The sequence below is a fragment of the Citrobacter sp. B72 genome (genome assembly GCF_016894305.1).
In the GTDB taxonomy this organism is placed as follows: domain Bacteria; phylum Pseudomonadota; class Gammaproteobacteria; order Enterobacterales; family Enterobacteriaceae; genus Citrobacter; species Citrobacter portucalensis.
Genome location: NZ_CP069801.1, coordinates 2,793,191 through 2,819,975, shown reverse-complemented (window position 1 = coordinate 2,819,975; position 26,785 = coordinate 2,793,191). Strand labels below are relative to the sequence as shown.

Sequence of the window (26,785 nt, the reverse complement as noted above, 5' to 3'; positions counted from 1 at the left end):
CACCTAAAAAAGTAATTTAGCTGACGCAAGTTACCCAGAGCATGGATGCAGGTTATGGCTTGCGGAGTGTCTGGTTGACAGATAATCGCACATGAGGATCGTTTTAATGGAAAAGAAACACATTTATCTGTTTTGTTCTGCGGGCATGTCGACTTCATTGTTGGTTTCGAAGATGCGTGCTCAGGCCGAAAAATACGAAGTACCGGTTATTCTTGAAGCATTTCCTGAAACGCTGGCCGGAGAAAAAGGTCCTGTCGCCGATGTCGTGTTATTAGGTCCACAAATTGCTTATATGTTGCCCGAAATTCAGCGTTTGTTACCCAACAAGCCTGTGGAAGTGATTGACTCGCTGCTGTATGGCAAAGTCGATGGTTTAGGCGTGCTTAAGGCTGCTGTTGCAGCAATTAAAAAAGCCGCAGCAAATTAATTATTTTATTTTAATTTTTCCCGTCAAAGAGTTATTTCATTAACATTCACCGCAATTTTTAATTGCGGTATTTAAGGGTATTTTTCTATGAGTAACGCTATTGCTTCACTTGAAAAGGTACTCCTTCCTTTTGCTGTAAAAATTGGAAAGCAGCCACACGTTAATGCAATCAAGAACGGCTTTATTCGTTTAATGCCGTTAACCCTCGCAGGGGCCATGTTTGTATTAATCAATAACGTTTTCCTGAGCTTTGGGGAGGGGTCGTTTTTTTATTCAATGGGCATTCGACTTGATGCTTCAACTATTGAAACTTTGAATAGCTTGAAAGGCATTGGTGGAAACGTCTATAACGGTACGCTGGGTATCATGTCATTGATGGCACCGTTCTTTATCGGCATGGCGCTGGCAGAAGAACGTAAAGTCGACTCACTGGCTGCCGGGCTGTTATCCGTCGCCGCGTTTATGACCGTAACGCCTTATAGCGTGGGTGAAGCCTATGCCGTTGGCGCGAACTGGCTCGGCGGTGCCAATATTATTTCCGGTATTATTATCGGCCTGGTGGTCGCGGAAATGTTCACTTTTGTGGTCCATCGTAATTGGGTGATTAAATTACCTGATAGCGTACCGACGTCCGTATCGCGTTCCTTCTCTGCGTTGATTCCTGGCTTCCTTATTCTCTCCATTATGGGGATCATCGCCTGGGCGCTGAACACCTGGGGTACCAACTTCCACCAGATCATTATGGATTCCATTTCAACGCCGCTGGCATCGCTGGGTAGCGTAGTGGGTTGGGCCTATGTGATTTTTGTTCCGCTGCTGTGGTTCTTCGGTATTCACGGTTCACTGGCGCTGACTGCGCTGGACAGCGGTATCATGACGCCATGGGCGCTGGAAAACATCTCTATCTACCAACAGTTTGGTTCCGTAGACGCCGCGCTGGAAGCCGGTAAGACGTTCCACGTCTGGGCGAAGCCGATGCTCGACTCCTATATTTTCCTTGGGGGTAGTGGGGCAACGCTGGGTCTGATTATCGCTATCTTCCTGGCATCGCGTCGTCCTGACTATCGTCAGGTTGCTAAACTGGCACTGCCGTCAGGTCTGTTCCAGATTAACGAACCTATCCTGTTCGGTCTGCCGATCATCATGAACCCGGTGATGTTTATCCCGTTCATTCTGGTGCAACCGATTCTGGCGGCGATTACGCTGGCAGCTTACTACTCAGGCATTATTCCACCGATTACCAACATTGCACCGTGGACTATGCCAACCGGTTTGGGCGCGTTCTTTAACACCAACGGTAGCGTCGCTGCTCTGCTGGTCGCGCTGTTCAACCTCGGTATCGCAACGCTGGTTTACCTGCCGTTCGTGGTGGTAGCCAACAAAGCGCAGAACGTTATTGACCAAGAAGAAAGCGAAGAAGATATCGCTAACGCATTGAAATTCTAAATTTAATCCGGCATGGCTTTACGGCCATGCCGGACTGAACCAGAGGAAAAAAGTATGTTGGATATCGAGAACATCGTCGACACGCAGTCAGAAGCAGAAGAACTTGAAGAAGTGGTGATGGGCCTCATCATCAACTCAGGTCAGGCGCGTAGCCTGGCGTACGGCGCACTCAAAATGGCCAAGCAGGGTGATTTCGAGTCAGCTAAGACCATGATGGACCAGTCTCGTCTGGCGCTGAACGAAGCGCACCTCGTGCAAACGAAACTGATTGAAGGCGATCAGGGTGAAGGTAAAATGAAAGTTAGCCTGGTGCTGGTCCACGCACAGGACCACCTGATGACATCAATGCTGGCGCGTGAGCTGGTGACTGAACTGATTGAGCTTCACGAAAAGCTGAAATAGCGAGGAGTGCATAATGCAGCTACAGATTAACGCACCGGAAATCAAAACCGTTTATGAACAGCAGCTGTTTAATGGCAAAAATTTCCATGTGTTCATCTATAACAAAACTGAGAGTATCAGCGGGCTGCATCAGCATGACTACTATGAGTTTACCCTGGTTTTAACCGGGCGCTATTATCAGGAAATCAACGGTAAACGCGTACTGCTAGAACGTGGAGACTTTGTCTTTATCCCGTTGGGATCGCACCACCAGAGTTTTTATGATTTTGGTGCGACAAGGATCCTTAACGTCGGCATCAGTAAACGTTTTTTTGAACAGCACTATCACCCGCTGCTGCCATTTTGTTTCGTTGCATCGCAGGTCTACCGGGCGAATAACTCGTTTCTTACCTACATTGAAACGGTTATTGCATCACTGAACTTTCGTGAGAGCGGGCTGGATGAATTTGTAGAAGTGGTCACCTTCTATATTATTAATCGGTTACGCCATCATCGCGAAGAGCAGGTGCTGGATGATATTCCGCAGTGGCTTAAAACCACCGTCGAGACCATGCACGACAAACGGCAGTTTAGCGAGAATGCGCTGGAAAATATGGTACACCTGTCCGCGAAATCCCAGGAGTATCTGACCCGCGCTACCCAGCGTTATTACAGCAAAACGCCGATGCAGATTATTAATGAAATCCGCATTAACTTTGCTAAAAAACAGCTGGAAATGACGAACTATTCTGTAACGGATATTGCTTACGAGTCTGGCTACAGTAGCCCAAGCCTGTTTATTAAAACGTTTAAAAAGCTGACGTCGTTTACACCGAATAGCTACCGTAAGAAATTAACTGAATTTAATCAGTAGATATTATTTGCCAATAACCCATTTTTTATAGCTTGCCCAAAATAGCGTCGGGACAGCCACGCTATACCTGACAAACGGGTTGAGCATAATACACGTCAGTGTTTTTACACTGAAGGGAGAAAGTATGAGCCAGAAATTAAAAGTCGTCACTATCGGTGGCGGGAGCAGCTACACCCCTGAATTACTTGAAGGCTTTATTAAGCGCTATCATGAATTACCGGTTTCTGAGTTGTGGCTGGTTGATGTCGACGGTGGAAAAGAGAAGCTGGACATTATTTTTGACCTTTGCCAGCGCATGATCGACAAAGCCGGCGTACCGATGAAGTTGTTTAAAACGCTGGACCGCCGTGAAGCACTGAAAGATGCTGATTTCGTTACCACCCAACTGCGCGTAGGGCAACTGAAAGCCCGTGAAAAGGATGAACGCATTCCGCTGAGCCACGGTTATCTGGGACAGGAAACCAACGGTGCGGGTGGGCTGTTCAAAGGTCTGCGTACCATTCCGGTTATCTTTGATATTATTAAAGATGTGGAAGAACTGTGCCCGAATGCCTGGGTGATTAACTTTACTAACCCGGCAGGGATGGTGACTGAAGCGGTCTATCGCCACACGAATTTCAAGAAATTCATCGGCGTGTGTAATATTCCTGTCGGCATGAAAATGTTCATTAGCGATGTGCTGGCGCTGAAAGAGAGCGATGATTTATCCATCGATCTGTTCGGTCTGAACCACATGGTCTTTATTAAAGACGTGCTGGTGAACGGTACATCACGCTTTGATGAACTGTTGGATGGCGTAGCTTCTGGACAACTGAAAGCTTCCACCGTGAAGAACATTTTTGACCTGCCGTTCAGCGAAGGGTTGATTCGTTCGCTGAAGCTGCTGCCGTGCTCGTATTTGCTGTACTACTTCAAGCCAAAAGAGATGCTGGCGATTGAAATGGGTGAATACTATAAAGGCGGGGCACGCGCTCAGGTGGTACAGAAAGTTGAGAAACAACTTTTTGATCTCTATAAAAATCCTGAGCTGAACGTTAAGCCGAAAGAGCTGGAGCAGCGCGGTGGCGCGTATTACTCCGATGCGGCCTGTGAAGTGATCAACGCCATCTACAACGACAAACAGACCGAGCACTATGTCAACATTCCACATCATGGACATGTTGATAACATTCCTGCGGACTGGGCGGTTGAGATGACCTGCACGCTGGGACGTAACGGTGCTACGCCGCACCCACGTATTACCCATTTTGATGAGAAAGTACTTGGCCTTATCTACACCATTAAAGGCTTTGAGGTTGCGGCGAGCAATGCGGCATTGAGCGGCGAGCTGAATGATGTGCTGCTGGCGTTAAACCTGAGTCCGCTGGTGCATTCTGACAGCGATGCCGAAATTCTGGCGCGTGAGTTAATTCTGGCACATGAAAAATGGCTGCCAAACTTTGCCGGGTGCATTGAGAAACTCAAAAGCGAACAACACTAACTGAGGTCGGCTATGGAACGCGTACTGATTGTGAATGCGGATGATTTTGGCCTGAGTAAAGGACAAAACTACGGCATTGTTGAAGCCTGTCGCAATGGCGTTGTCACCTCGACAACGGCATTGGTTAACGGTGCGGCGATTGACCATGCGGTACAGCTGAGTCGCGACATACCTGCACTTGCCGTCGGGATGCATTTTGTTCTGACGCTGGGTAGGCCGTTGACGGCAATGCCGGGCCTTACCCGTGACGGATTACTGGGGAAATGGATCTGGCAGATGGCAGAGGAGGACACTTTGCCGCTGGATGAAATTTCTCAGGAACTGGCCGCGCAGTATCAGCGTTTTATTGACCTGTTCGGGCGGGAGCCGACGCATCTGGATAGCCATCACCATGTGCATATGTTCCCGCAAATTTTCCCTATCGTAGCCGGGTTTGCTGCCGAGAAGGGGATTGCATTGCGTATCGATCGTCAGACCGTGTTTCAGGCGTCTGATTTTCCGGAAACGTTACGTACCTCCCAGGGATTCAGCAGCGAGTTTTACGGCGAAGCGATTTCCGAGGCTCTGTTTTTACAGACGCTGGATGCGTCAGCCGACCGGGGAGAGTCTTCGCTGGAAGTGATGTGTCATCCGGCCTTTATCGATGACATTATTCGTCAAAGTGCCTACTGTTACCCCCGCTTAACTGAGCTCGACGTGCTGACGTCTTCGTCACTGAAATATGCAATTGCGGAGCGCGGTTATCGTCTTGGCAGTTTTCTGAACGTGTAATTCCTGAGTTTGCGGCGCTTAATGCGCCGCATTTTTTTAGGCGGGAATCGTTTCTATTTTTCCGGCACGTGACCAGACGCGGTGCGCGGTCATCAGCGTCAACAGGGTATCCATAAACTGTGCGTCTGCACTGTCCGCTTCCACCACACCTTCTTCTCCTTCATTTTTGATATTCAACGTTACTTTAAACTGACGAGCATCGCCGGCCAGGGCGATAGGTTTTAAGTGCTTATACGCTTCGAGTAAATAATATCGGGCATCACCGTTCTTAATGATGTCCGCGAGATTACCGCATGGAACGATAACCGCATCGACCGTCAGGGATGGCGAACCCGCAAAAGTACCGGCGATCGTCAGAGCAGATCCATCATCGGCAACTACCTTACCCATTCGGGAATAGAGCAATTTGGCATGAACGCCTTTGGCCTGTAGGGCTTGCATGATGGCGAGCAGGTCGCTCGATTTCACCTGGTCATTAAGTAGGATGGCGACCACGCGGCCCTTAATCTCACCTTGCGCACCTGCATATAAACTGAGTGACGGTGCATTTGTCAAACCGTTGACGTTGGGCGGTGGCGCAATGCTGGCCTGTTCCTTGGTTAGCTTAAAACCGAGATTATCGGCAACCGCCTCGGCGAGGGCAGCATCAATATGAGCTAACTGTTCGACCACTCTTTCCCGAATATAGGGGCGCGTAACCTTACTGAGTTCGAAACTGAATCCGCCGATAATATGCTGCTGTTCAATTGGCGTCTGACTTAGCCAGAACAGGCGAGGGTGCGCATAGTATTCGCCAAAAGAGGGGCTACGTTCGCGGATTTTGTTTCCTTCAATCCGTTCCTGATACGACTCAAATCCACCGCGTTTTGGCCCCGGCGGCGTTTCACGCGGCCAGTTATCATTGATGGAATTCGGTTCATAGTTGGCTGGATTGGTATCGATGTCCATTCGATGCATGCCGTCACGCTGGAAATTATGGTACGGACAGGTCGGGCGATTAATCGGGATTTCATGGAAATTGGGCCCGCCCAGGCGACTGATTTGGGTATCGGTATAGGAGAACAAGCGACCCTGCAGCAGGGGATCGTTAGTAAAATCGATGCCAGGGACGATATGTCCGGGATGAAAAGCGACTTGTTCATTTTCGGCGAAGAAATTATCAGGATTGCGGTTCAGCACCATTTTACCGACGCGTTGCACCGGAACCAGCTCTTCCGGGATCAGCTTGGTCGGATCGAGCAGGTCAAAATCGAACTTAAATTCATCTTCTTCGGGAATCAGCTGTAGTCCCAGTTCATATTCCGGATAATCGCCCGCTTCGATAGCTTCCCACAGGTCGCGGCGATGAAAGTCGGGATCCCGACCAGTAAGTTTTTGCGCTTCATCCCATACCAGCGAGGCTTTGCCTGCCAGCGGTTTCCAGTGGAAACGGACAAAGGTGGCTTTCCCTTGCGCATTAATCAACCGAAATGTGTGAATACCGAAGCCTTCCATCGTGCGATAGCTGCGCGGAATACCCCGATCGGACATTGCCCATATGACGTTGTGCAACGTTTCAGGCTGTAATGAGACATAATCCCAGAAGGTGTCATGGGCGCTTTGGCCCTGCGGGATAGCCCAATGCGGCTCCGGTTTAACCGCATGGACGAAATCCGGGAATTTATGGGCATCCTGAATAAAGAAGATGGGAGTATTGTTTCCCACCAGGTCGAAAATGCCCTCTTCAGTGTAAAACTTGGTCGCAAATCCCCGTATATCCCTGACCGTATCCGCAGAGCCTGCGCCGCCCTGAACGGTAGAGAATCGGACAAAAACCGGGGTGATTTTATTTTCATCACTTAGAAAGTCCGCTTTCGTCGTCGCACTCAGGTTGGCATAGGACTGAAAGTAACCATGAGCGGCAGAACCTCGGGCATGTACAATCCGCTCCGGGATGCGTTCATGATCAAAATGGGTAATCTTTTCCCGCAGGATAAAGTCTTCCAGCAGGGTTGGCCCGCGATTACCTGCGCGCAGAGAGTTTTGATCGTCTGCGATTCGCACACCCTGATTAGTTGTCAGAGCAAAATCTTCGCTTCCTTTACGAAAACTGTCCAGTGCATTGAGTTTGTCACTTTTGATATCTTGCGCTTTTAAACTGCCGGACGTAGTGGGCTGCATACCTGGCGGTGTGGGTTCAGGAGTTGACCGATGTGAACCGTCTGTGGGGGCCAGTGAGTCAAGTCCTGGCTGGGATTCGCTGGCATCATGAACCGGCGCTGAGTGATGGAGTGGATGCTTATCATTCTGTGACATTAAACTCGTCTCCTGGTTTCATTGCTGAAAGGGTCGTTGTTGTTGTCAAAAGCTTTAACTATAGACCACTCACTCAGCGGCGCAGGTACAGGCCGATGACGTAAAGCGCGATGAACCAGGCAAACAGCGCACGCAAGGCAGGACGCAAGGCGGCAAAATCGGCTAAGATAGCGGTTTTCTGATTTTTAGAATTTGTCTTTAGTGAAGCAACTGATTATGAAACCTCTTCGCCAACAAAATCGTCCGGTTATCAGCTATGTTCCCCGCGTGGAGCCCGCGCCACCAGAGCATGCGGTTAAAATGGATGCGTTTCGTGACGTATGGATACTGCGCGGAAAATATGTCGCTTTTGTCTTAATGGGGGAGGCGTTTCAACGTTCGCCTGCATTTACGGTCCCGGAATCAGCACAGCGCTGGGCTAATCAGGTTCGCCAGGAAAATGAACTAAGGGATTAATGGATATAAAAAAACCGTCGGAGCATGATACTCCGGCGGTTTTTTGTTTTTTAGCTGACAGACTTAGCGATGCGCCAGTTCTGCGTTATCGTCGCTGTCCAGAATCGTTTTATCAGTCTGCTTGAGCCATTGGCTGGTCAGCGTACCGGCAGTCATGGAACCGCTTACGTTCAGCGCGGTACGACCCATATCGATCAGCGGCTCAACGGAGATCAGCAGCGCAACCAGCGTGACTGGCAGACCCATAGCGGGCAGGACGATCAGCGCGGCAAATGTTGCACCGCCACCGACACCCGCAACCCCTGCGGAGCTCACGGTCACGATACCAACCAGCGTGGCAATCCACATTGGGTCCAGTGGGTTGATACCGACGGTCGGTGCAACCATTACTGCCAGCATTGCCGGGTACAGGCCCGCACAACCGTTCTGACCAATCGTGGCACCAAACGAGGCGGCAAATGAGGCGATGGATTCAGGCACGCCCAGACGACGGGTCTGCGCTTCAACGTTCAGCGGAATTGAGGCTGCGCTGGAGCGGCTGGTGAAGGCGAAAGTCAGCACCGGCCACACTTTGCGGAAGTATTTCAGCGGGCTAACGCCGTTAATACCCAGCAGAATCCCGTGAACCACGAACATAATGCCCAGACCGAGATAAGAGGCCACGACGAAGCTACCCAGCTTGATGATGTCCTGCAGGTTGGAACCTGCAACCACTTTGGTCATCAGCGCCAGAACACCGTACGGCGTCAACTGCATCACCAGACGAACCAGTTTCATCACCCAGCTTTGCAGGGTATCGATAGCGACCAGAACGCGCTCGCCTTTTGGTACATCATCTTTCAGCAGTTTCAGTGCGGCTACACCCAGGAATGCGGCGAAGATAACCACGCTGATAATCGACGTCGGGTTCGCGCCAGTCAGATCGGCAAACGGGTTTTTCGGAATAAACGACAGCACCAGTTGCGGAACGCTGAGGTCAGCCACTTTGCCAACATAGTTGGTTTCAATCGCGTTCAGACGGGCGGTTTCGGCACCACCTTGCACCAGACCTTCGGCGGTCAGGCCGAACAGGTTGGTCACCAGAACACCTACCAGTGCGGCAATCAGCGTAGTAAACAGCAGCGTTCCGATGGTCAGGAAACTGATTTTACCTAACTGAGAGGCGTTGTGCAGACGAGCAACGGCGCTGAGAATAGACGCAAAGACCAGCGGCATAACAATCATTTGCAGCAACTGGACATAACCGTTGCCGACAATGTTGAACCACTGTACTGAATCTTTAAGAACCTGGCTGTCGGAGCCATAAATGGTGTGCAGCGCGAGGCCGAACACCACACCCATGACCAGACCGACCAGTACTTTTTTTGCCAGACTCCACTGTTTGTGACGGGCTTGCGCCAGCACGAACAGCAGCACTACGAACACGATAATGTTCGCGATTAATGGAAAGTTCATCCCCGTTCTCCTGATCTTATTATGCGTATCACCATTGAAAGGTGATTCTGTTGGCGCAAGATTAGCAGAACTGTGACTTGCCTCTTATATTCAAATGGAATTGTTTATACCGAAAATGACTTTTTGGCTGATTTATTAGTCAATCTGATGCGTTATGAAACGATTGAACTGCATTTGTAGCGTATTAATCATCTGCGAAGACCAGCGTACCGCGCTGTTCTCTTGTACGGTCTGCGGCATCCAGATTGCCCACGCGAACAGTGCCATGCACAGAAACCGCTCCAGTTGATTGCCTTTTTGCGGCACGAGGATGGGCAGACGAAAACGCCAGCGGCAGGGCCAAAGCAGGGGAACGCCTGCTGGGGTCAGCATGTCGGCCAGAATGTGACTAAGATAGCCGAGTACCATACCTTGTAAGGCATCGGCCGGTATTATCCAGGTATCCGGGACTTTCAGGTAGAACGTGGCCAGCAGGGCAAAAACCGCCAGCAGGCTATGCGTAAACCCGCGATGGCCAAATGCGCGGGCAATGGGTTTTGATATCCACTTCAGACGCTGCCCCAGCAGAGATTTGGGATGATCGATATCCGGTAGCAGACATGTCAAAATGGCTGAAGGGACAATATGCCACCAGTCACCCTGCGCAAGAACGGGCGTTAGCTCGGCATTTTTGGCAAATACCGCACAGGCAATAGAAAAAAGAAGGTGGCCTTCCGCCGTCATGATAAAACCCAATAAACTGTCGATTCATACAGTATAGGGGTTTTATACAGTAGGCGGAAGAGGTGACGTTGTAACCCTTTGTCACAAGTGCGCCTTTACCGCGCCAGCCAACCACCGTCCACGGCCAGCGTATAGCCATGAATATAGTCAGAGGCGGGACTTGCGAGGAACACGACCGGACCTTTTAGATCATCCGGCGTGCCCCAGCGCCCTGCGGGAATACGATCGATAATCTCCTTATTGCGCTCGCTGTCTGCGCGCAGTTGCTGGGTGTTGTTGGTCGCCATATAGCCGGGCGCGATAGCATTGACATTAATTCCTTTGGCCGCCCATTCATTGGCGAGCAGGCGAGTGATGCCCAGAACGCCGCTTTTTGATGCGGTATAGGAAGGTACACGGATACCCCCCTGAAAAGAGAGCATCGAGGCAATGTTAATGATTTTTCCACCATTGCCCTGCGCCACAAACTGGCGCGCCACGGCCTGCGACAGAAAGAAAACGGATTTGAGATTCAGATTCATCACGTCATCCCAATCTTTTTCACTGAAGTCCAGCGCATCCTGACGGCGTATAGTTCCTGCATTGTTGACCAGAATATCGACCCGGCCAAACGCCGACACCGTTTGTGTCACGATGCTGGTGAGAGCATCTTGTTGACTGAGGTCGGCCTGAATGGCCATAAAGCGTCGACCGAGGGCGTTAATTTTCTCTGCGGTTTCATGCGGTATTTTACGATTCACGCCGACTACATCGCAGCCCGCTTCAGCCAGCGCCACTGCCATACCCTGCCCGAGGCCGGTGTCACATCCAGTGACGATGGCGACTTTACCCTCGAGACGAAAAGCTTCCTGAATCATGTTTACCTCAACTATTTATGTCATTAACGCTTGCGCTATAGGGCAAGGATAGGAGAGGTTAAACAGAAATACAATTAAAAATGAAACGGTGTTTTAAAAGGCGAAGGTCTGAAAAGACGGGCAATACGATCATTGCCCGTTACAGGATTAGCCGCGCAGATGAGCGGCTGTGAGTTCGGTGAGCGAGGTTAGTTTGACGTCGGCAAGAACGAAGCGAGGATCGTCCTGATTCTCATGCGCTGGTACGACGATGGAACGCATACGGGCAGCTTTCGAGGCAATCATGCCGTTCACTGAGTCTTCCAGTGCTACGCAGTTTAACGGGTCAATGCCCAGTTTCGCCGCACAATCGAGGTAAACTTGTGGGTGCGGTTTGCTGTAAGGCAGTTTTTCTGCAGAAGCCAGCGCGTCGAAGTCATCGCGCAGATCAAACATGGTCAGCACTTTTTCCAGCATATGTAGCGGCGAGGCGGATGCCAGTCCTACTTTGATTCCCTGAGATTTGCACAGTGTCACAGCTTCACGAACACCTGGCAGCAGCGGTTTTGTTTCTTCAACCAACGCAATGGCCCGGGTAATGATGCGCTCGGTGACTTCCTGACGTGAGGGGCCGTTCCAGGGTTGCTGCGCAAACCACAAATCAACCACCATGTCGATGCGTAAGCCAAGGGTATCGGGAAGTTCATGGCGGCGGGAGATATCAACGCCTAAACTTGCTATCACATCCAGTTCAGCCTGATCCCAAAGCGGTTCAGAATCGACCAGTAACCCATCCATATCGAAAATTGCAGCAAGAATTTGACGCGGGGTTGACATTACAACCTCTCCTTTACGGTGATAAAAGGGATTAGAGCCAGCCTGGACGGACTCTGAGCGTTCATTATGGCTAATTCAGAAGTATACCGCCTTTAAAGATCAGGCGAAAACGGTAATCAACGGGTAAACTTAGGCCAAAATGACACGTCTTAATCAAGGGGAACTCATGACGTATCAACAAGCTGGACGCATTGCCATCTTGAAAAGGCTGGTGGGATGGGTGGTTTTCATTCCTGCGCTGATTTCAACGCTGGTTTCAGTACTGAAGTTTATGTACGCGCACAGCGAAAAGCAGGAAGGGATTAACGCGGTCATGCTCGATTTTGCCCATGTGATGATCGACATGATGCGGGTGAACACACCTTTTCTTAACGTGTTCTGGTATAACTCGCCAACGCCCGATTTTCAAAGTGGACTGAATCTCGTTTTTTGGCTGATATTCATTCTGATTTTTATCGGCCTGGCGCTGCAGGACTCAGGCGCCAGAATGAGCCGCCAGGCGCGTTTCTTACGCGAAGGCGTTGAGGATCAGCTAATTCTGGAACAAGCAAAGGGCAGTGAAGGATTATCCCGCGAGCAACTGGAGTCGCGAATTGTGGTACCGCACCATACGATCTTCTTACAAATTTTCCCGCTTTATATTCTGCCGGTGATCGTTATCGTGATCGGCTACTTCTTCTTCTCACTGCTGGGCTTTTTGTAAGTGCCACTCTATCGGGCCTGCCACGTTGCGAAACGGCAGGCCTGATAAGCAACACGGTACGTCGTTAAGCCGCCAGTAATCTATCCAGCGCTTTCTGCGCCACAACTAAATGCTGTCCCCCGAACAGAATTGCCCGATTCAGCAGCGTATAGAGCTGGTAGATTGGCTGCCTATCGAGAAAGTCCAGCGGTAGTGGCGAGACAGACTGGTAACCGTCATAAATTTGCGGCGGCTGATCGGTATGTAACGGCAGCATTGCCAGGTCACACTCTCTGTCCCCCCAGTAGCAGGCAGGGTCAAAGATGTACGGACCGTTAGGACCGAGGGCGCAGTTCCCGGACCACAAATCACCGTGCAGGAGAGACGGCTGCGGCTGATGAGAAGAGAGACGTTGCTGGACATGTTCGACGATGGCGTCAATATTGCCAAACGCAATGCCTTTTTCAGCGGCGAGTTCCAGCTGCCAGCCTATACGCTGCTCAGCGAAAAAGGTTGACCAGCGACGTTGCCAGGTATTTGGCTGCGGCGTGGTAGAGAGCGCGTTATCGAAGTCGAGACCAAACTGAGGCTGGTCGCTCCATTCGTGCAAATGCGCAAGCTGTTGACCGAGGATAAACGCGTTATGCGCATCAAGCGGACGGGGAGGGAGGAAATCCATCACCAGAAAGCTGTAATCTCTGTCTGCGCCTACTGCCCAGACTTTCGGTACAGATACAGTTTGACTGCGGGAAAGTAGCTCCAGCTGATCGGCTTCTGCCGTAAAGCCGGTTAACAGCTCTCTTTCATCGCATTTGACGAAAAAATCTCGCCCCGCATAGCGTAAATGCCATGCGGCGTGGATCTCTCCGCCGGGCAGTTCATTACGCAGTTCGATTTCGCCTTCACCTAATTGCTCGCTTAAAAGACGACTGATAGCCTGCCACATGATGTCTCTCCCCATGTTGTCTGCCAGATCATAAGGTTAGCGCAAGAATGCGGTTAAAAAACACGAACTGACGCACACCACGGACGCGTCATCGCTGGAAAGGCACTTAATGTTTGTCGTTCTTCTTCACCCCGTACCGTTGTGGAGACACCTGACTGCACATGATTCACTTCTTTGTAATCACGTGATTTTTTAGCATAGACGTATAACCCCCATGCCGACAGTTTTACCGGAACATCCCCCTTCTGTTAAAAGGGGGACGGTGCCATTACTGCGCAAGGTATGCATATATTTTTTGCGTATCGTCCAAAGCGCACAGACGCGTACCCTGATTCAGGGTTGCTGCGCTACCGGCGGCGACACCGTAACGGACAATATCCTCAAAAGGCGCGTTCTCTGCCAGTTTAAGCGTCATGGCCCCGACCATACTGTCGCCCGCGCCTACGGTACTTTGACTTTTCACCGGTGGCGGAACCACTTGAACGCAGGTATCGCGATCTACACCCAGCGCCCCTTGCGGCCCAAGCGAGACCACAACGCGGTGCGCTTTTCCGCTTTGCACGATTTCCTGTGCGGCTTTGCGCACATCATCGGGCTGTGTCAGTTCGCGGTTAACCAGCGCACTCAGTTCTTTGAGGTTGGGTTTGACCAGTTCGATATTGCCGATGGCTAACGCCGCCGTCAGTGCTTCGCCTGAACTGTCGACAATACAGCGGATCCCCTGTTTTTGTGCGGTGGTAATGAGTCGGGTCAATTTCTCAAGCTGTACGCCGGGCGGCAAACTGCCGCTGATGACCAGCAGCGCGCCAGATTCAATTTCCAGCACCTGATCCTGAAGTTGGTAGAACTCTTCATCGGTCAGCGCAGCGCCTGGCATGACAAAACGATATTGTTCGCCGCTGGACTCCACGTGGACATGAAGATTTTGTCGGGTCCAGTCTTTGGCTTCGACGGTAGATACGGGAACATTTTCGTCGGCGAGCAATGCAACAAGATGTTCTCCGGTTGCTCCCCCCGCGGGGAAAATCGCTGTTGCGGTTCCGCCAAGATGGGCAATTGCGCGAGCGACGTTGATACCGCCGCCGCCGGGTTCAAAAACCGGCGAGGTACAACGAAGCTTACCTTCCGGGTAAATTTGCGGGGTGATTGTTGCGCTATCGAGAGAGGGCGCAAGTGTTAACGTATAGATACGTACCATCTTTACCTCCTGTTAGGCTGAACTCAGTCTGGCACTTAACCTCCCGAAAGTGAAGTAATTAACAACATGATTTTTCATATCTTTATTTAAAATTATCGTCATAAAGATATATAAATAAAATAAAGGTTTAGGAACGCTCTTATTCAAAAAATGAAATAAGAATTTATTGCTATGTTATTCGAGTCTTTTTATAATTTGTTACCTTTCAAGGGTCTTTTGTCATTGATCCATATGAAAGTTTCCGAGACCGTAATGGTCTCTTTTTTTGTTGTACGGACTCTTAATAAATGAAGCTTTTGAAGACAGTGCCCGCAGCATTATTGCTGACGGGAGGCCTGCTTGCGTCAATGCATGCTGTAGCCGATGATTCCGTTTTTACTGTCATGGATGACCCTTCCAGCGCGAAAAAACCCTTTGAAGGTAACCTGAACGCGGGATATCTCGCCCAGTCAGGCAACACAAAAAGTTCTTCTTTAACCGCAGATACCACCATGACCTGGTACGGCCAAACGACCGCATGGTCTCTGTGGGGAAATGCCAGCAATACCTCCTCAAATGATGAGCGTTCATCGGAGAAATATGCCGTAGGTGGCCGTAGTCGTTATAACATGACCGACTATGACTATCTCTTTGGGCAGGCAAGCTGGTTGACCGACCGTTACAACGGTTATCGCGAGCGTGACGTACTGACCGCAGGTTACGGTCGTCAGTTCCTCAACGGACCTGTGCACAGCTTCCGTTTCGAATTCGGTCCTGGCGTGCGCTATGACGAGCACACGGATGGCACCACCGAAACACAGCCGTTGGGCTATGCGTCCGGGGCCTATGCATGGCAGATGACGGACAATACCAAGTTTACTCAGGGTGTGTCGGTATTCGGCGCTGACGATACCACGCTCAACTCTGAAACTGCCCTGAACGTTGCCATCAACGAGCACTTTGGGTTAAAGGTGGCTTACAACGTGACCTGGAACTCTGAACCGCCGGCAACAGCGCCGGAGCATACCGATCGCCGCACGACAGTTTCCCTCGGCTATCGGATGTAACGACAAGCCGGGTCAAATAAATGACCTGGCTTTTCTAAATTAAAGTTAAGTTTATTTAATATTTAATTTGCGTTTTATTTTTTTATCTGGTCATAACGCGCTATTTTCAGACAAATTCGATTAATCGATAAATAAACGAAAGCGGAACAGTGGGTGAGCGTCATTTAGCCCCAGATCATCGCAGCCCAGCGCAGCATCAACATGGCCGCACAAATAACGAGCAGAATCACAACCATCTTCCAGTGTTTCTTCGCAAAGCGATTTGTGGGCATTGTTTTTTTCCTGCTCAGGTTAGATGACTTTGTGCAAGTGTAACAAAGACGGTTGGGTGTCAGTGAATTGATTTACATCATAGAGCGCGCGTTGATTGTTGCTTTGATCGACCCGTAATGCCGTGTACACTGTCAAACGGTGTTATCAAAAAGCGGGTGTAGGTCCAGTGTGGTCTCTAAGGCGACCAGTGACATATTTCGCAGAGTGAAGCGGGAATCAGCCCAGACCTTTTTGATAATTTTAAATATTGAATCTTTGTATGTGCTCTTACGTGTGGGGCACCACTGCAAATAAGGATATAACATGCCTGTTATTACTCTTCCTGATGGCAGCCAACGCCATTACGACCACGCTGTAAGCCCCATGGATGTTGCGCTGGACATCGGTCCAGGTCTGGCGAAAGCCACTATTGCTGGCCGTGTTGACGGTGAGCTGGTAGATGCTTCCGATCTGATTGAGCATGATGCGAAGCTCTCCATAATCACCGCGAAGGATGAAGAAGGTCTGGAGATCATTCGTCACTCCTGTGCGCACCTGTTAGGGCACGCGATCAAACAACTCTGGCCGCACACCAAAATGGCGATCGGACCGGTTGTTGATAACGGTTTTTACTACGATATCGATCTTGACCGTACGTTAACCCAGGAAGACGTCGACGCGCTCGAGAAGCGGATGCACGAGCTCGCTGAGAAAAACTACGATGTCATTAAGAAGAAAGTCAGCTGGTACGAAGCGCGTGAAACCTTCGTGAAGCGTGGCGAGACCTATAAAGTCTCCATTCTTGATGAAAACATTGCCCATGATGACAAGCCTGGCTTGTACCATCATGAAGAATATGTCGATATGTGCCGTGGCCCGCACGTGCCGAACATGCGTTTCTGCCATCACTTCAAACTGATGAAGACCGCAGGGGCATACTGGCGTGGCGACAGCAATAACAAGATGCTGCAGCGTATTTATGGTACTGCATGGGCAGATAAAAAAGCCCTGAATGCCTACCTGCAACGTCTGGAAGAAGCAGCCAAACGCGATCACCGTAAAATCGGTAAACAGCTTGACCTGTATCATATGCAGGAAGAAGCACCTGGTATGGTGTTCTGGCACAACGATGGCTGGACTATCTTCCGTGAACTGGAAGTATTCGTTCGTTCAAAACTGAAAGAATACCAGTATCAGGAAGTGAAAGGTCCGTTCATGATGGACCGTGTGCTGTGGGAAAAAACAGGTCACTGGGACAACTACAAAGATGCAATGTTCACCACCTCTTCTGAGAACCGTGAATACTGCATTAAGCCAATGAACTGCCCAGGCCACGTGCAGATCTTTAATCAGGGTCTGAAATCCTATCGCGATCTGCCGCTGCGTATGGCTGAGTTTGGTAGCTGCCACCGTAATGAACCGTCAGGTGCGCTGCATGGCCTGATGCGTGTTCGTGGCTTCACTCAAGATGATGCACATATCTTCTGTACTGAAGAGCAGATTCGTGATGAAGTTAACGCGTGCATTCGTATGGTCTACGATATGTACAGCACCTTTGGCTTCGAGAAAATCGTCGTCAAACTGTCCACTCGCCCCGAAAAACGTATCGGTAGCGATGAAATGTGGGACCGTGCTGAAGCTGACCTGGCCGTTGCGCTGGAAGAAAACAACATCCCGTTTGAGTTCCAACTGGGTGAGGGCGCGTTCTACGGTCCGAAAATTGAATTTACCCTGTATGACTGCCTCGATCGTGCATGGCAGTGCGGTACTGTACAGCTGGACTTCTCCCTGCCGTCCCGTTTAAGCGCCTCTTACGTTGGCGAAAACAACGAGCGTCAGGTTCCGGTTATGATTCACCGTGCTATTCTTGGGTCGATGGAACGTTTCATCGGTATCCTGACCGAAGAGTTCGCGGGCTTCTTCCCGACCTGGCTCGCGCCGGTTCAGGTTGTGGTCATGAACATCACCGATTCTCAGTCTGAATACGTTAACGAATTAACGCAGAAACTACAAAATGCGGGTATTCGTGTAAAAGCAGACTTGAGAAATGAGAAGATTGGCTTTAAAATCCGCGAGCACACTTTACGTCGTGTCCCTTACATGTTGGTCTGTGGCGACAAAGAGGTAGAAGCAGGCAAAGTTGCCGTGCGCACCCGTCGTGGCAAAGACTTGGGCAGCCTGGACGTAAATGAAGTGATTGAGAAGCTGCAACAAGAGATTCGCAGCCGCAGTCTTCAACAACTGGAGGAATAAGGTATTAAAGGCGGAAAACGAGTTCAAACGGCACGTCCGAATCGTATCAATGGCGAGATTCGCGCCCTGGAAGTTCGCTTAACAGGTCTGGAAGGCGAAGCTTTGGGTATTGTGAGTCTGAGAGAAGCGATCGAAAAAGCTGAAGAAGCTGGAGTAGATTTAGTTGAAATCAGCCCTAACGCCGAACCGCCAGTTTGTCGTATTATGGACTACGGCAAGTTCCTTTATGAAAAGAGTAAGTCTTCTAAGGAACAGAAGAAAAAGCAAAAAGTTATCCAGGTTAAGGAAATTAAATTCCGTCCTGGCACCGACGATGGCGATTACCAGGTAAAACTCCGCAGCCTGGTACGCTTTCTGGAAGATGGCGATAAGGCTAAGATCACGCTGCGTTTTCGCGGTCGTGAGATGGCCCACCAACAGATCGGTATGGAAGTGCTCAACCGCGTCCGTGACGATCTGAGTGAACTGGCAGTAGTCGAATCCTTCCCTACGAAGATCGAAGGCCGCCAGATGATCATGGTGCTCGCTCCTAAGAAGAAACAGTAAGGCCTTCAAGTAGCAATGTCTGTGGAGCCTACGGGTTCCACAGCCGTTGTTCGCCTACGTTTCGTTTATTAACAATGCGAAGTGGAAGTTATTAAAATGCCAAAAATTAAGACCGTACGCGGTGCTGCTAAGCGTTTCAAAAAAACCGGTGGTGGTGGATTTAAGCGTAAGCACGCAAACCTGCGTCATATTCTGACCAAAAAATCTACTAAGCGTAAACGTCACCTGCGTCCAAAAGGCCTCGTGTCTAAAGGCGATCTGGGTCTGGTTATCGCGTGCCTGCCGTACGCATAAGCCGTTAACGTTTAATTCATTTTTTTACTAAGAATATAGATACAGGAGAGCACATATGGCTCGCGTAAAACGTGGTGTAGTTGCCCGTGCACGTCACAAGAAAATTTTGAAACAAGCTAAAGGCTACTACGGTGCGCGTTCTCGCGTATACCGCGTTGCCTTCCAGGCTGTTATCAAAGCTGGTCAGTACGCTTATCGTGACCGTCGTCAGAAAAAGCGTCAGTTCCGTCAACTGTGGATTGCGCGTATCAACGCAGCAGCACGTCAGAACGGTATTTCTTACAGCAAATTCATCAACGGCCTGAAAAAAGCCTCTGTTGAAATCGACCGTAAGATCCTGGCTGACATCGCAGTATTCGACAAAGTAGCGTTCACCGCTCTGGTCGAAAAAGCGAAAGCAGCTCTGGCATAAGCCGGTGAAAAGAGGGAGCCTGGCTCCCTCTCTTTTATTTGTAGTGCAATCAATTAGTTGACAATTTATCCGTAAGCCTTTTCAATAAAGGTTGTCCGGTTTTTACCACACAAGGTAACGCAAGCATGAATGCTGCTATTTTCCGCTTCTTCTTTTACTTTAGCACCTGAACTCAGGAGGCTTGCGCGTGAAAGAAGAAACGGAAAACAGCGCCTAAAAGCCTCCCTGGTGGAGGCTTTTTTTATACGCGTCATCCTTCAAGTTGTCTCTGTATTGGCTGCATTCGCTCTTTGGCCGCGTTGATACAACTTGAATGATTTTGCGTATATACGAGCGACTAGTGAATATCGCAACATAACGAGGAAAACCATGTCACATCTCGCAGAGCTGGTTGCCAGTGCAACGGCCGCCATTAACCAGGCTTCAGATGTTGCCGCGTTAGACAATGTCCGCGTCGAATATTTGGGCAAGAAAGGGCACCTGACCCTTCAGATGACAACCCTGCGCGAACTGCCGCCAGAAGAGCGCCCGGCAGCAGGTGCGGTGATTAACGAAGCCAAAGAGCAGGTACAGCAAGCGCTGAACGCGCGTAAGGCCGAATTAGAAAGTGCTGCGCTGAATGCTCGTCTGGCTGAAGAAACGATCGATATTTCCCTTCCTGGGCGTCGTATCGAAAACGGCGGTCTGCACCCGGTGACGCGTACAATCGACAGGATTGAAAGTTTCTTCGGTGAGCTGGGCTTTACCGTGGCGACTGGTCCGGAAATCGAAGATGACTATCATAACTTCGATGCGCTCAACATTCCTGGCCATCACCCGGCGCGCGCTGACCACGACACTTTCTGGTTTGACGCGACGCGTCTGCTGCGCACACAGACTTCCGGCGTGCAGATCCGCACCATGAAAGAAAAACAGCCGCCGATCCGTATTATCGCCCCGGGCCGCGTATATCGTAACGATTACGATCAGACTCACACCCCAATGTTCCACCAGATGGAAGGGCTGATTGTTGATACCAACATCAATTTCACCAACCTGAAAGGCACACTGCACGATTTCCTGCGCAACTTCTTTGAAGAAGACCTGCAGGTTCGTTTCCGTCCTTCCTACTTCCCGTTCACTGAACCATCTGCGGAAGTTGACGTGATGGGCAAAAACGGCAAATGGCTGGAAGTGCTGGGCTGCGGGATGGTTCACCCGAACGTGTTGCGTAACGTTGGCATCGATCCGGAAATCTATTCCGGCTTTGCATTCGGTATGGGTATGGAGCGTCTTACTATGCTGCGTTACGGCGTTACCGATCTGCGTTCTTTCTTCGAAAACGATCTGCGTTTCCTCAAACAGTTTAAATAAAGGCAGGATAAAACAATGAAATTCAGTGAACTGTGGTTACGCGAATGGGTAAATCCGGCGATTGATAGCGATGCGCTGTCAAACCAAATCACGATGGCGGGTCTTGAAGTTGACGGTGTGGAACCTGTTTCCGGCGCGTTCAATGGCGTTGTGGTAGGTGAAGTGGTTGAATGTGGCCAGCACCCGAACGCTGACAAACTGCGCGTCACCAAAGTGAATGTAGGCGGCGACCGCCTGCTGGATATCGTCTGCGGTGCGCCAAACTGCCGTCAGGGGTTGAAAGTGGCTGTGGCAACCGTTGGTGCCGTTCTGCCGGGCGATTTCAAAATTAAAGCCGCGAAACTGCGCGGTGAACCATCTGAAGGCATGCTGTGCTCGTTCTCCGAGCTGGGTATTTCCGACGATCATAACGGGATTATCGAACTGCCTGCCGATGCGCCAATTGGCACCGATATCCGTGAATACTTGAAGCTTGACGACAACACCATCGAAATCAGCGTCACGCCGAACCGCGCCGACTGCTTAGGCATCATCGGTGTAGCGCGTGACGTTGCTGTACTGAACAAAGCCCCGCTGGTTGAGCCGGAAATCGCGCCAGTTGCCGCGACCATTAGCGACGTCCTGCCGATTCAGGTCGAAGCCGTGGAAGCCTGCCCACGCTATCTGGGCCGCGTGGTGAAAGGCATCAATGTTAAAGCGCCGACCCCGCTGTGGATGAAAGAAAAACTGCGCCGTTGCGGTATTCGTTCTATCGATGCCGTGGTTGACGTGACTAACTATGTGCTGCTCGAACTGGGTCAGCCGATGCACGCATTCGACAAAGACCGCATTGAAGGCGGAATTGTTGTTCGTATGGCAAAAGAGGGTGAGACCCTGGTATTGCTGGACGGCAGCGAAGCGAAGCTAAATGCAGATACGCTGGTGATTGCGGACCACAACAAAGCGCTGGCGATGGGGGGCATCTTTGGTGGCGAACATTCCGGCGTGAATGATGAAACACAAAACGTCCTGCTGGAATGTGCATTCTTCAGCCCGCTGTCTATTACCGGTCGCGCGCGTCGTCACGGTCTGCACACCGATGCATCTCACCGCTATGAGCGTGGTGTCGATCCTGCGCTGCAACATAAGGCCATGGAACGTGCAACGCGCCTGCTGATTGATATCTGCGGCGGTGAAGCGGGCCCAGTCATTGACGTGACGAACGAAGCCACGCTGCCAAAACGCGCAACCATTACGCTTCGTCGTAGCAAACTGGATCGTCTGATCGGACACCATATTGCCGATGAGCAGGTGAGTGACATTCTGCGTCGTCTGGGTTGTGACGTGACGGAAGGGCAGGATGAGTGGAAAGCGGTCGCGCCGAGCTGGCGTTTCGATATGGAAATCGAAGAAGACCTGGTCGAAGAAGTTGCCCGCGTATACGGGTATGACAATATCCCGAACACGCCGATTCAGGCGGGTCTTATCATGGGTACGCATCGTGAAGCGGATTTGTCGCTGAAACGTGTAAAAACCATGCTGAATGACAAAGGCTACCAGGAAGTCATTACCTATAGCTTCGTCGACCCGAAAGTCCAGTCGCTGCTGCATCCGGGTGAAGAAGCGCTGCTGCTGCCAAGCCCAATCTCTATTGATATGTCGGCAATGCGTTTGTCCCTGTGGACTGGCTTGCTGTCTACGGTAGTGTATAACCAGAACCGTCAGCAGAACCGCGTACGTATTTTCGAAACGGGTTTACGTTTCGTGCCAGATACGCAGGCCAACCTCGGGATCCGTCAGGATCTAATGCTGGCGGGCGTGATCTGCGGTAACCGTCATGATGAACACTGGAATCTGGCAAAAGAGACCGTTGATTTCTATGATCTGAAAGGCGATCTGGAAGCGGTTCTCGATCTGACCGGCAAACTGGCGGACATTCAGTTCAAAGCTGAAGCGAATCCAGCACTGCATCCGGGTCAGTCTGCGGCGATTTATCTGAAAGGTGAACGTATTGGTTTCATTGGGGTTGTTCATCCTGAACTGGAACGTAAACTGGATCTGAACGGTCGCACTCTGGTGTTTGAACTGGAGTGGAATAAGCTCGCAGACCGCGTGGTGCCTCAGGCGCGTGAAGTTTCTCGCTTCCCAGCGAACCGTCGCGATATCGCAGTCGTTGTCGCAGAAAACGTTCCCGCTGCGGATATTTTATCCGAGTGTAAGAAAGTTGGCGTAAATCAGGTAGTTGGCGTAAACTTATTTGACGTGTACCGCGGTAAGGGTGTTGCGGAGGGCTATAAGAGCCTCGCTATCAGCCTGATCCTTCAGGATACCAGCCGTACACTTGAAGAAGAGGAGATTGCCGCTACCGTCGCCAAATGTGTAGAGGCATTAAAAGAGCGATTCCAGGCATCATTGAGGGATTGAACCTATGGCGCTTACAAAAGCTGAAATGTCAGAATATCTGTTTGATAAGCTTGGGCTTAGCAAGCGGGATGCCAAAGAACTGGTCGAGCTGTTTTTCGAAGAGATCCGTCGTGCTCTGGAAAATGGTGAGCAGGTAAAACTCTCTGGTTTTGGTAACTTCGATCTGCGTGATAAGAATCAACGTCCGGGCCGTAACCCGAAAACGGGCGAAGATATTCCCATTACAGCACGGCGCGTGGTGACCTTCAGACCCGGACAGAAGTTAAAAAGCCGGGTTGAAAACGCAACGCCCAAAGAAGAGTGATTTAACGATACGCAGAGTATGACGCGTATAACTAAAAAGGCCGCTATGCGGCCTTTTTCCTTTTCACTACCTAATCAGCACCGTAGAATCACCTCCATCTCTTTTCAGCAGAATGGAAAACATGCTGACTTTCGCCCATCAACAACAGCGCCGAAACGTGCGCTGGATACTGTCACTGTCAGTACTTATGCTACTGGCAACGATTCTAAGCTTGTGCGCAGGAGAACAATGGATCGCTCCCGGCGACTGGTTCAGCGCCCGCGGCGATCTGTTCGTCTGGCAAATTCGACTTCCCCGTACCCTTGCCGTTTTGCTGGTAGGCGCTGCATTGGCCTTATCTGGCGCAGTGATGCAAGCTCTGTTTGAAAACCCGCTCGCAGAGCCTGGATTACTGGGCGTATCTAACGGCGCGGGAGTCGGGCTTATCGCGGCGGTGCTGCTGGGGCAGGGGCAACTCCCCGGCTGGGCGTTGGGCCTTTGCGCCATTGCCGGGGCGCTGGTTATCACGCTTATTCTGCTACGTTTCGCCCGTCGACATCTGTCTACCAGCCGTCTGCTGCTGGCGGGGGTGGCGCTGGGGATAATCTGTAGCGCGCTGATGACATGGGCTATCTACTTCTCTACCTCGTTTGACTTACGACAGCTGATGTACTGGATGATGGGGGGCTTCGGTGGCGTAGACTGGCATCAGGCCTGGCTCATGGTGGCGTTGATTCCGGTGCTGGTGTGGATTTGCTGTCAGTCGCAGCCGATGAATATGCTGGCGTTAGGAGAGACTTCTGCGCGTCAGCTGGGACTGCCATTATGGTTCTGGCGCAACCTGCTGGTGGTTGCCACTGGCTGGATGGTTGGCGTGAGCGTGGCTCTGGCAGGGGCGATTGGTTTTATTGGGCTTGTGATCCCGCATATTTTGCGACTGTGCGGCCTCACCGATCACCGTGTTTTACTGCCAGGTTGTGCGTTGGCTGGCGCAATCGCATTATTGTTTGCTGATGTTGTCGCGCGTTTGGTGCTGGCCTCGGCTGAGTTACCTATCGGCGTGGTAACGGCCACCATGGGTGCACCGGTATTTATCTGGCTATTGTTAAAAGCCGCGCGCTAGAACGCGTTGGTTCGGTCTATGATTAAAAACTGAAAATCCACCTGTTGTTCTGGAGATGCTATGCAAAACTCTATCCTCGATACAGAAGTGACGACCATTGACGGCGAGGTTACCTCACTGCAGCCGTATTCCGGGAATGTGCTGTTAATCGTCAACGTTGCTTCAAAATGTGGACTGACGCCGCAGTACGAGCAACTGGAGAATCTGCAGAAAGCCTGGCACCAACAGGGCTTCAGCGTTCTTGGTTTTCCTTGCAACCAGTTTCTGGGCCAGGAGCCGGGCAGCGAAGAGGAAATAAAAACGTACTGCAGTACCACATGGGGCGTAACTTTCCCGATGTTCAGCAAAATTGACGTCAACGGTGAGGGACGCCATCCGCTGTATCAGAAGCTGATTGATGCCGCACCAACGGCCGTTGCGCCTGCGGACAGTGGGTTCTACGAGCGAATGGCGAGCAAAGGTCGTGCGCCGCTTTACCCGGACGATATCCTGTGGAATTTCGAGAAGTTTTTAGTGGGTCGCGATGGAAAAGTGCTGCAACGATTCTCACCGGATATGACGCCTGAGGATCCCATCCTGGTGCAAACCATCAAGCAGGCGCTGGCAAACTAATGTCTCGATTGATGCAGCTACAGGACGTCGCGGAATCGACCCGTCTCGGCCCGCTTACTGGTGAGATAAAAGCAGGAGAGATCCTGCATTTAGTGGGACCAAACGGTGCCGGAAAAAGTACGCTGTTGGCGCGTATGGCGGGTCTGACAAACGGAGAGGGCAGTATCACTTTTGGTGATATGCCGTTGGAGGAATGGCCGGCCGCCAGGCTGGCGCAATATCGCGCCTATCTTGCGCAACAGCAAAATCCGCCGTTTGCCATGCCGGTCTGGCATTTTCTGACGCTGCATCAACCCGACAAAGCACGCACCGATCTGTTACAGGAGATCGCCGATGCGCTCGGCCTGGGAGATAAACTGGGGCGCGGCGTGAACCAACTCTCCGGCGGTGAGTGGCAGCGTGTGCGTCTGGCTGCGGTTATCCTGCAGATTTGCCCACAATCGAATCCATTAGGTCAGCTTTTACTGCTGGATGAGCCGATGAACAGTCTGGACGTCGCGCAACAAAACGCACTGGACCGACTGTTGAGTCAGCTGTGTTTGCAGGGCATTGCGATTGTGATGAGTAGCCACGACCTTAATCACACCTTACGCCATGCGCATAAAGCCTGGCTACTCAAACGCGGGAAACTAATTGCCAGTGGTTCACGAGATGCGGTACTGACGCCGGCCAATCTGTCTGCGGCCTATGGCGTCAACTTCCGACGTTTGGATATTGAAGGGCACAGAATGCTCATATCAACCACTTAAGTGAAATGGGTTCTTGAAAATCATATAATTTCCACGCTAAATTGGCATAAAAATAAAATTCAGAGGATTCGTACTGAATGCGCTTTTGGCTCCTTTTCATCACAGCATTGTTTTTGGCGGGTTGCAGCAGCCATCGTGCGCCTGCGCCAAATGCCCGCTTGTCGGATTCTATTGCCGTTATCGCCGGTCTTAATGATCAGCTACAAACCTGGCATGGCACACCCTATCGTTATGGCGGCATGAGCCGTAGTGGGGTGGATTGTTCTGGATTTGTTTTGATGACGATGCGCGATAAATTCGACCTGCAACTCCCGCGCGATACGCGTACGCAATCAAAGATTGGTACCGAAATTGATAAAGACGATTTGCTGCCCGGCGATCTGGTTTTCTTTAAAACCGGGTCTGGGGAAAGCGGTCTGCATGTTGGTATTTACGATACCAATAATCAATTTATTCATGCTTCAACCAGTCGTGGCGTGATGCGCTCGTCTCTGGATAACGTTTACTGGCGTAAAAACTTTTGGCAGGCACGACGTATTTAATCCCCCGCAACTCCGAGGCTGCCATCGAGTGCGCAGCCTCAACATCACCATTTGAAAGTTAACTTTTATTTCTGCTTTTGGTTAGACAATACCCCTGAACATTAAGAGCG

Annotated in this window: 29 protein-coding genes and 1 other annotated feature; of the genes, 21 read left to right on the top strand and 8 right to left on the bottom strand. The window is 50.8% G+C overall.

The window, feature by feature from the left end; genetic code table 11:
* The first annotated feature begins 106 nt into the window (after nt 1-106).
* From chbB to chbG, 6 genes are all read left to right on the top strand, one after another.
* On the top strand, nt 107-427 hold the full coding sequence (chbB, locus tag JQN59_RS13445) for a PTS N,N'-diacetylchitobiose transporter subunit IIB (RefSeq protein WP_204528081.1): 321 nt from the start codon (nt 107-109) through the stop codon (nt 425-427).
* A gap of 87 nt (nt 428-514) precedes the next feature.
* Complete coding sequence (gene chbC / locus JQN59_RS13440; RefSeq protein ID WP_006684840.1) at nt 515-1,873, top strand: PTS N,N'-diacetylchitobiose transporter subunit IIC; 1,359 nt, start codon at nt 515-517, stop codon at nt 1,871-1,873.
* Between the two features lie 54 nt (nt 1,874-1,927).
* On the top strand, nt 1,928-2,275 hold the full coding sequence (gene chbA / locus JQN59_RS13435) for a PTS N,N'-diacetylchitobiose transporter subunit IIA (RefSeq protein WP_003832549.1): 348 nt from the start codon (nt 1,928-1,930) through the stop codon (nt 2,273-2,275).
* Nucleotides 2,276-2,285: 10 nt separating this feature from the next.
* Entirely contained in the window at nt 2,286-3,128 is an 843-nt protein-coding gene (gene chbR / locus JQN59_RS13430; RefSeq protein WP_085951046.1) for a transcriptional regulator ChbR, read from the top strand.
* Between the two features lie 124 nt (nt 3,129-3,252).
* Nucleotides 3,253-4,608: a 6-phospho-beta-glucosidase gene (locus tag JQN59_RS13425; RefSeq protein ID WP_032943151.1), complete on the top strand. Its 1,356-nt coding sequence runs from the start codon at nt 3,253-3,255 to the stop codon at nt 4,606-4,608.
* A 12-nt stretch (nt 4,609-4,620) separates the two neighbouring features.
* The gene (chbG, locus tag JQN59_RS13420) at nt 4,621-5,379 is read left to right on the top strand and encodes a chitin disaccharide deacetylase (protein ID WP_032943153.1); all 759 of its coding nucleotides are present in this window, start codon (nt 4,621-4,623) and stop codon (nt 5,377-5,379) included.
* A 36-nt stretch (nt 5,380-5,415) separates the two neighbouring features.
* Here chbG and katE read toward each other — a convergent pair whose 3' ends face one another.
* Complete coding sequence (gene katE / locus JQN59_RS13415) at nt 5,416-7,674, bottom strand: catalase HPII (RefSeq protein ID WP_149607150.1); 2,259 nt, start codon at nt 7,672-7,674, stop codon at nt 5,416-5,418.
* Nucleotides 7,675-7,887: 213 nt separating this feature from the next.
* On the opposite strand from katE, the gene cedA reads away from it, so the two are divergent.
* A complete protein-coding gene (gene cedA / locus JQN59_RS13410; RefSeq protein WP_231587320.1) occupies nt 7,888-8,130 on the top strand; it encodes a cell division activator CedA in 243 nt (80 codons plus the stop codon).
* A gap of 63 nt (nt 8,131-8,193) precedes the next feature.
* Here the strand turns inward: cedA and tcyP are convergent, their stop codons facing one another.
* The 4 genes from tcyP to hxpB form a co-directional block, all read right to left on the bottom strand.
* Nucleotides 8,194-9,585, bottom strand: a complete 1,392-nt coding sequence (gene tcyP / locus JQN59_RS13405) for a cystine/sulfocysteine:cation symporter (protein WP_149607151.1) — start codon at nt 9,583-9,585, stop codon at nt 8,194-8,196.
* Nucleotides 9,586-9,720: 135 nt separating this feature from the next.
* A complete protein-coding gene (locus JQN59_RS13400) occupies nt 9,721-10,320 on the bottom strand; it encodes a metal-dependent hydrolase (RefSeq protein ID WP_008784570.1) in 600 nt (199 codons plus the stop codon).
* Nucleotides 10,321-10,403: 83 nt separating this feature from the next.
* On the bottom strand, nt 10,404-11,165 hold the full coding sequence (kduD, locus tag JQN59_RS13395; RefSeq protein ID WP_048214334.1) for a 2-dehydro-3-deoxy-D-gluconate 5-dehydrogenase KduD: 762 nt from the start codon (nt 11,163-11,165) through the stop codon (nt 10,404-10,406).
* A 147-nt stretch (nt 11,166-11,312) separates the two neighbouring features.
* Nucleotides 11,313-11,981: a hexitol phosphatase HxpB gene (gene hxpB, locus JQN59_RS13390; protein WP_103014598.1), complete on the bottom strand. Its 669-nt coding sequence runs from the start codon at nt 11,979-11,981 to the stop codon at nt 11,313-11,315.
* 166 nt (nt 11,982-12,147) lie between these two features.
* Here hxpB and JQN59_RS13385 point away from each other — a divergent pair, with 166 nt between their 5' ends.
* A complete protein-coding gene (locus JQN59_RS13385) occupies nt 12,148-12,684 on the top strand; it encodes a YniB family protein (RefSeq protein ID WP_008784573.1) in 537 nt (178 codons plus the stop codon).
* A gap of 64 nt (nt 12,685-12,748) precedes the next feature.
* On the opposite strand, the gene JQN59_RS13380 is transcribed toward JQN59_RS13385, so the two are convergent.
* Together JQN59_RS13380 and pfkB are read right to left on the bottom strand one after the other, a co-directional pair.
* The gene (locus tag JQN59_RS13380) at nt 12,749-13,609 is read right to left on the bottom strand and encodes a fructosamine kinase family protein (RefSeq protein ID WP_003030598.1); all 861 of its coding nucleotides are present in this window, start codon (nt 13,607-13,609) and stop codon (nt 12,749-12,751) included.
* A gap of 268 nt (nt 13,610-13,877) precedes the next feature.
* Nucleotides 13,878-14,807 (bottom strand): 6-phosphofructokinase II, encoded by a 930-nt coding sequence (pfkB, locus tag JQN59_RS13375; protein WP_048226753.1) that lies wholly within the window; start codon nt 14,805-14,807, stop codon nt 13,878-13,880.
* 287 nt (nt 14,808-15,094) lie between these two features.
* On the opposite strand from pfkB, the gene JQN59_RS13370 reads away from it, so the two are divergent.
* A complete protein-coding gene (locus JQN59_RS13370) occupies nt 15,095-15,853 on the top strand; it encodes a DUF481 domain-containing protein (protein WP_003832568.1) in 759 nt (252 codons plus the stop codon).
* A gap of 164 nt (nt 15,854-16,017) precedes the next feature.
* On the opposite strand, the gene yniD is transcribed toward JQN59_RS13370, so the two are convergent.
* The gene (yniD, locus tag JQN59_RS13365) at nt 16,018-16,125 is read right to left on the bottom strand and encodes a small membrane protein YniD (protein ID WP_003030590.1); all 108 of its coding nucleotides are present in this window, start codon (nt 16,123-16,125) and stop codon (nt 16,018-16,020) included.
* Between the two features lie 304 nt (nt 16,126-16,429).
* On the opposite strand from yniD, the gene thrS reads away from it, so the two are divergent.
* The 12 genes from thrS to JQN59_RS13305 all read left to right on the top strand — a co-directional run bounded on the left by thrS (nt 16,430) and on the right by JQN59_RS13305 (nt 26,675).
* A complete protein-coding gene (gene thrS / locus JQN59_RS13360) occupies nt 16,430-18,358 on the top strand; it encodes a threonine--tRNA ligase (RefSeq protein WP_003832572.1) in 1,929 nt (642 codons plus the stop codon).
* A gap of 3 nt (nt 18,359-18,361) precedes the next feature.
* On the top strand, nt 18,362-18,904 hold the full coding sequence (gene infC, locus JQN59_RS13355; RefSeq protein ID WP_048997935.1) for a translation initiation factor IF-3: 543 nt from the start codon (nt 18,362-18,364) through the stop codon (nt 18,902-18,904).
* Nucleotides 18,905-19,000: 96 nt separating this feature from the next.
* A complete protein-coding gene (gene rpmI / locus JQN59_RS13350) occupies nt 19,001-19,198 on the top strand; it encodes a 50S ribosomal protein L35 (protein WP_003030583.1) in 198 nt (65 codons plus the stop codon).
* Between the two features lie 55 nt (nt 19,199-19,253).
* Complete coding sequence (gene rplT / locus JQN59_RS13345) at nt 19,254-19,610, top strand: 50S ribosomal protein L20 (RefSeq protein WP_003030578.1); 357 nt, start codon at nt 19,254-19,256, stop codon at nt 19,608-19,610.
* A 120-nt stretch (nt 19,611-19,730) separates the two neighbouring features.
* Nucleotides 19,731-19,855 (top strand) — a sequence feature (Phe leader region).
* Complete coding sequence (gene pheM / locus JQN59_RS13340; RefSeq protein WP_001386830.1) at nt 19,736-19,780, top strand: pheST operon leader peptide PheM; 45 nt, start codon at nt 19,736-19,738, stop codon at nt 19,778-19,780. (Overlaps the previous feature by 45 nt.)
* Before the next feature lie 124 nt (nt 19,856-19,979).
* Nucleotides 19,980-20,963 (top strand): phenylalanine--tRNA ligase subunit alpha, encoded by a 984-nt coding sequence (gene pheS, locus JQN59_RS13335; RefSeq protein ID WP_003832580.1) that lies wholly within the window; start codon nt 19,980-19,982, stop codon nt 20,961-20,963.
* A gap of 15 nt (nt 20,964-20,978) precedes the next feature.
* A complete protein-coding gene (gene pheT, locus JQN59_RS13330; protein WP_032943162.1) occupies nt 20,979-23,366 on the top strand; it encodes a phenylalanine--tRNA ligase subunit beta in 2,388 nt (795 codons plus the stop codon).
* Between the two features lie 4 nt (nt 23,367-23,370).
* A complete protein-coding gene (ihfA, locus tag JQN59_RS13325; protein ID WP_003030571.1) occupies nt 23,371-23,670 on the top strand; it encodes an integration host factor subunit alpha in 300 nt (99 codons plus the stop codon).
* A gap of 121 nt (nt 23,671-23,791) precedes the next feature.
* A complete protein-coding gene (btuC, locus tag JQN59_RS13320) occupies nt 23,792-24,772 on the top strand; it encodes a vitamin B12 ABC transporter permease BtuC (RefSeq protein WP_048214330.1) in 981 nt (326 codons plus the stop codon).
* Nucleotides 24,773-24,832: 60 nt separating this feature from the next.
* Entirely contained in the window at nt 24,833-25,384 is a 552-nt protein-coding gene (locus JQN59_RS13315) for a glutathione peroxidase (RefSeq protein ID WP_048226751.1), read from the top strand.
* Nucleotides 25,384-26,133, top strand: a complete 750-nt coding sequence (gene btuD, locus JQN59_RS13310) for a vitamin B12 ABC transporter ATP-binding protein BtuD (protein WP_149607152.1) — start codon at nt 25,384-25,386, stop codon at nt 26,131-26,133. Before JQN59_RS13315 ends, btuD begins: the two co-directional genes overlap by 1 nt.
* Nucleotides 26,134-26,210: 77 nt before the next feature.
* Entirely contained in the window at nt 26,211-26,675 is a 465-nt protein-coding gene (locus JQN59_RS13305) for an NlpC/P60 family protein (protein WP_003832591.1), read from the top strand.
* Nucleotides 26,676-26,785: the final 110 nt, after the last annotated feature.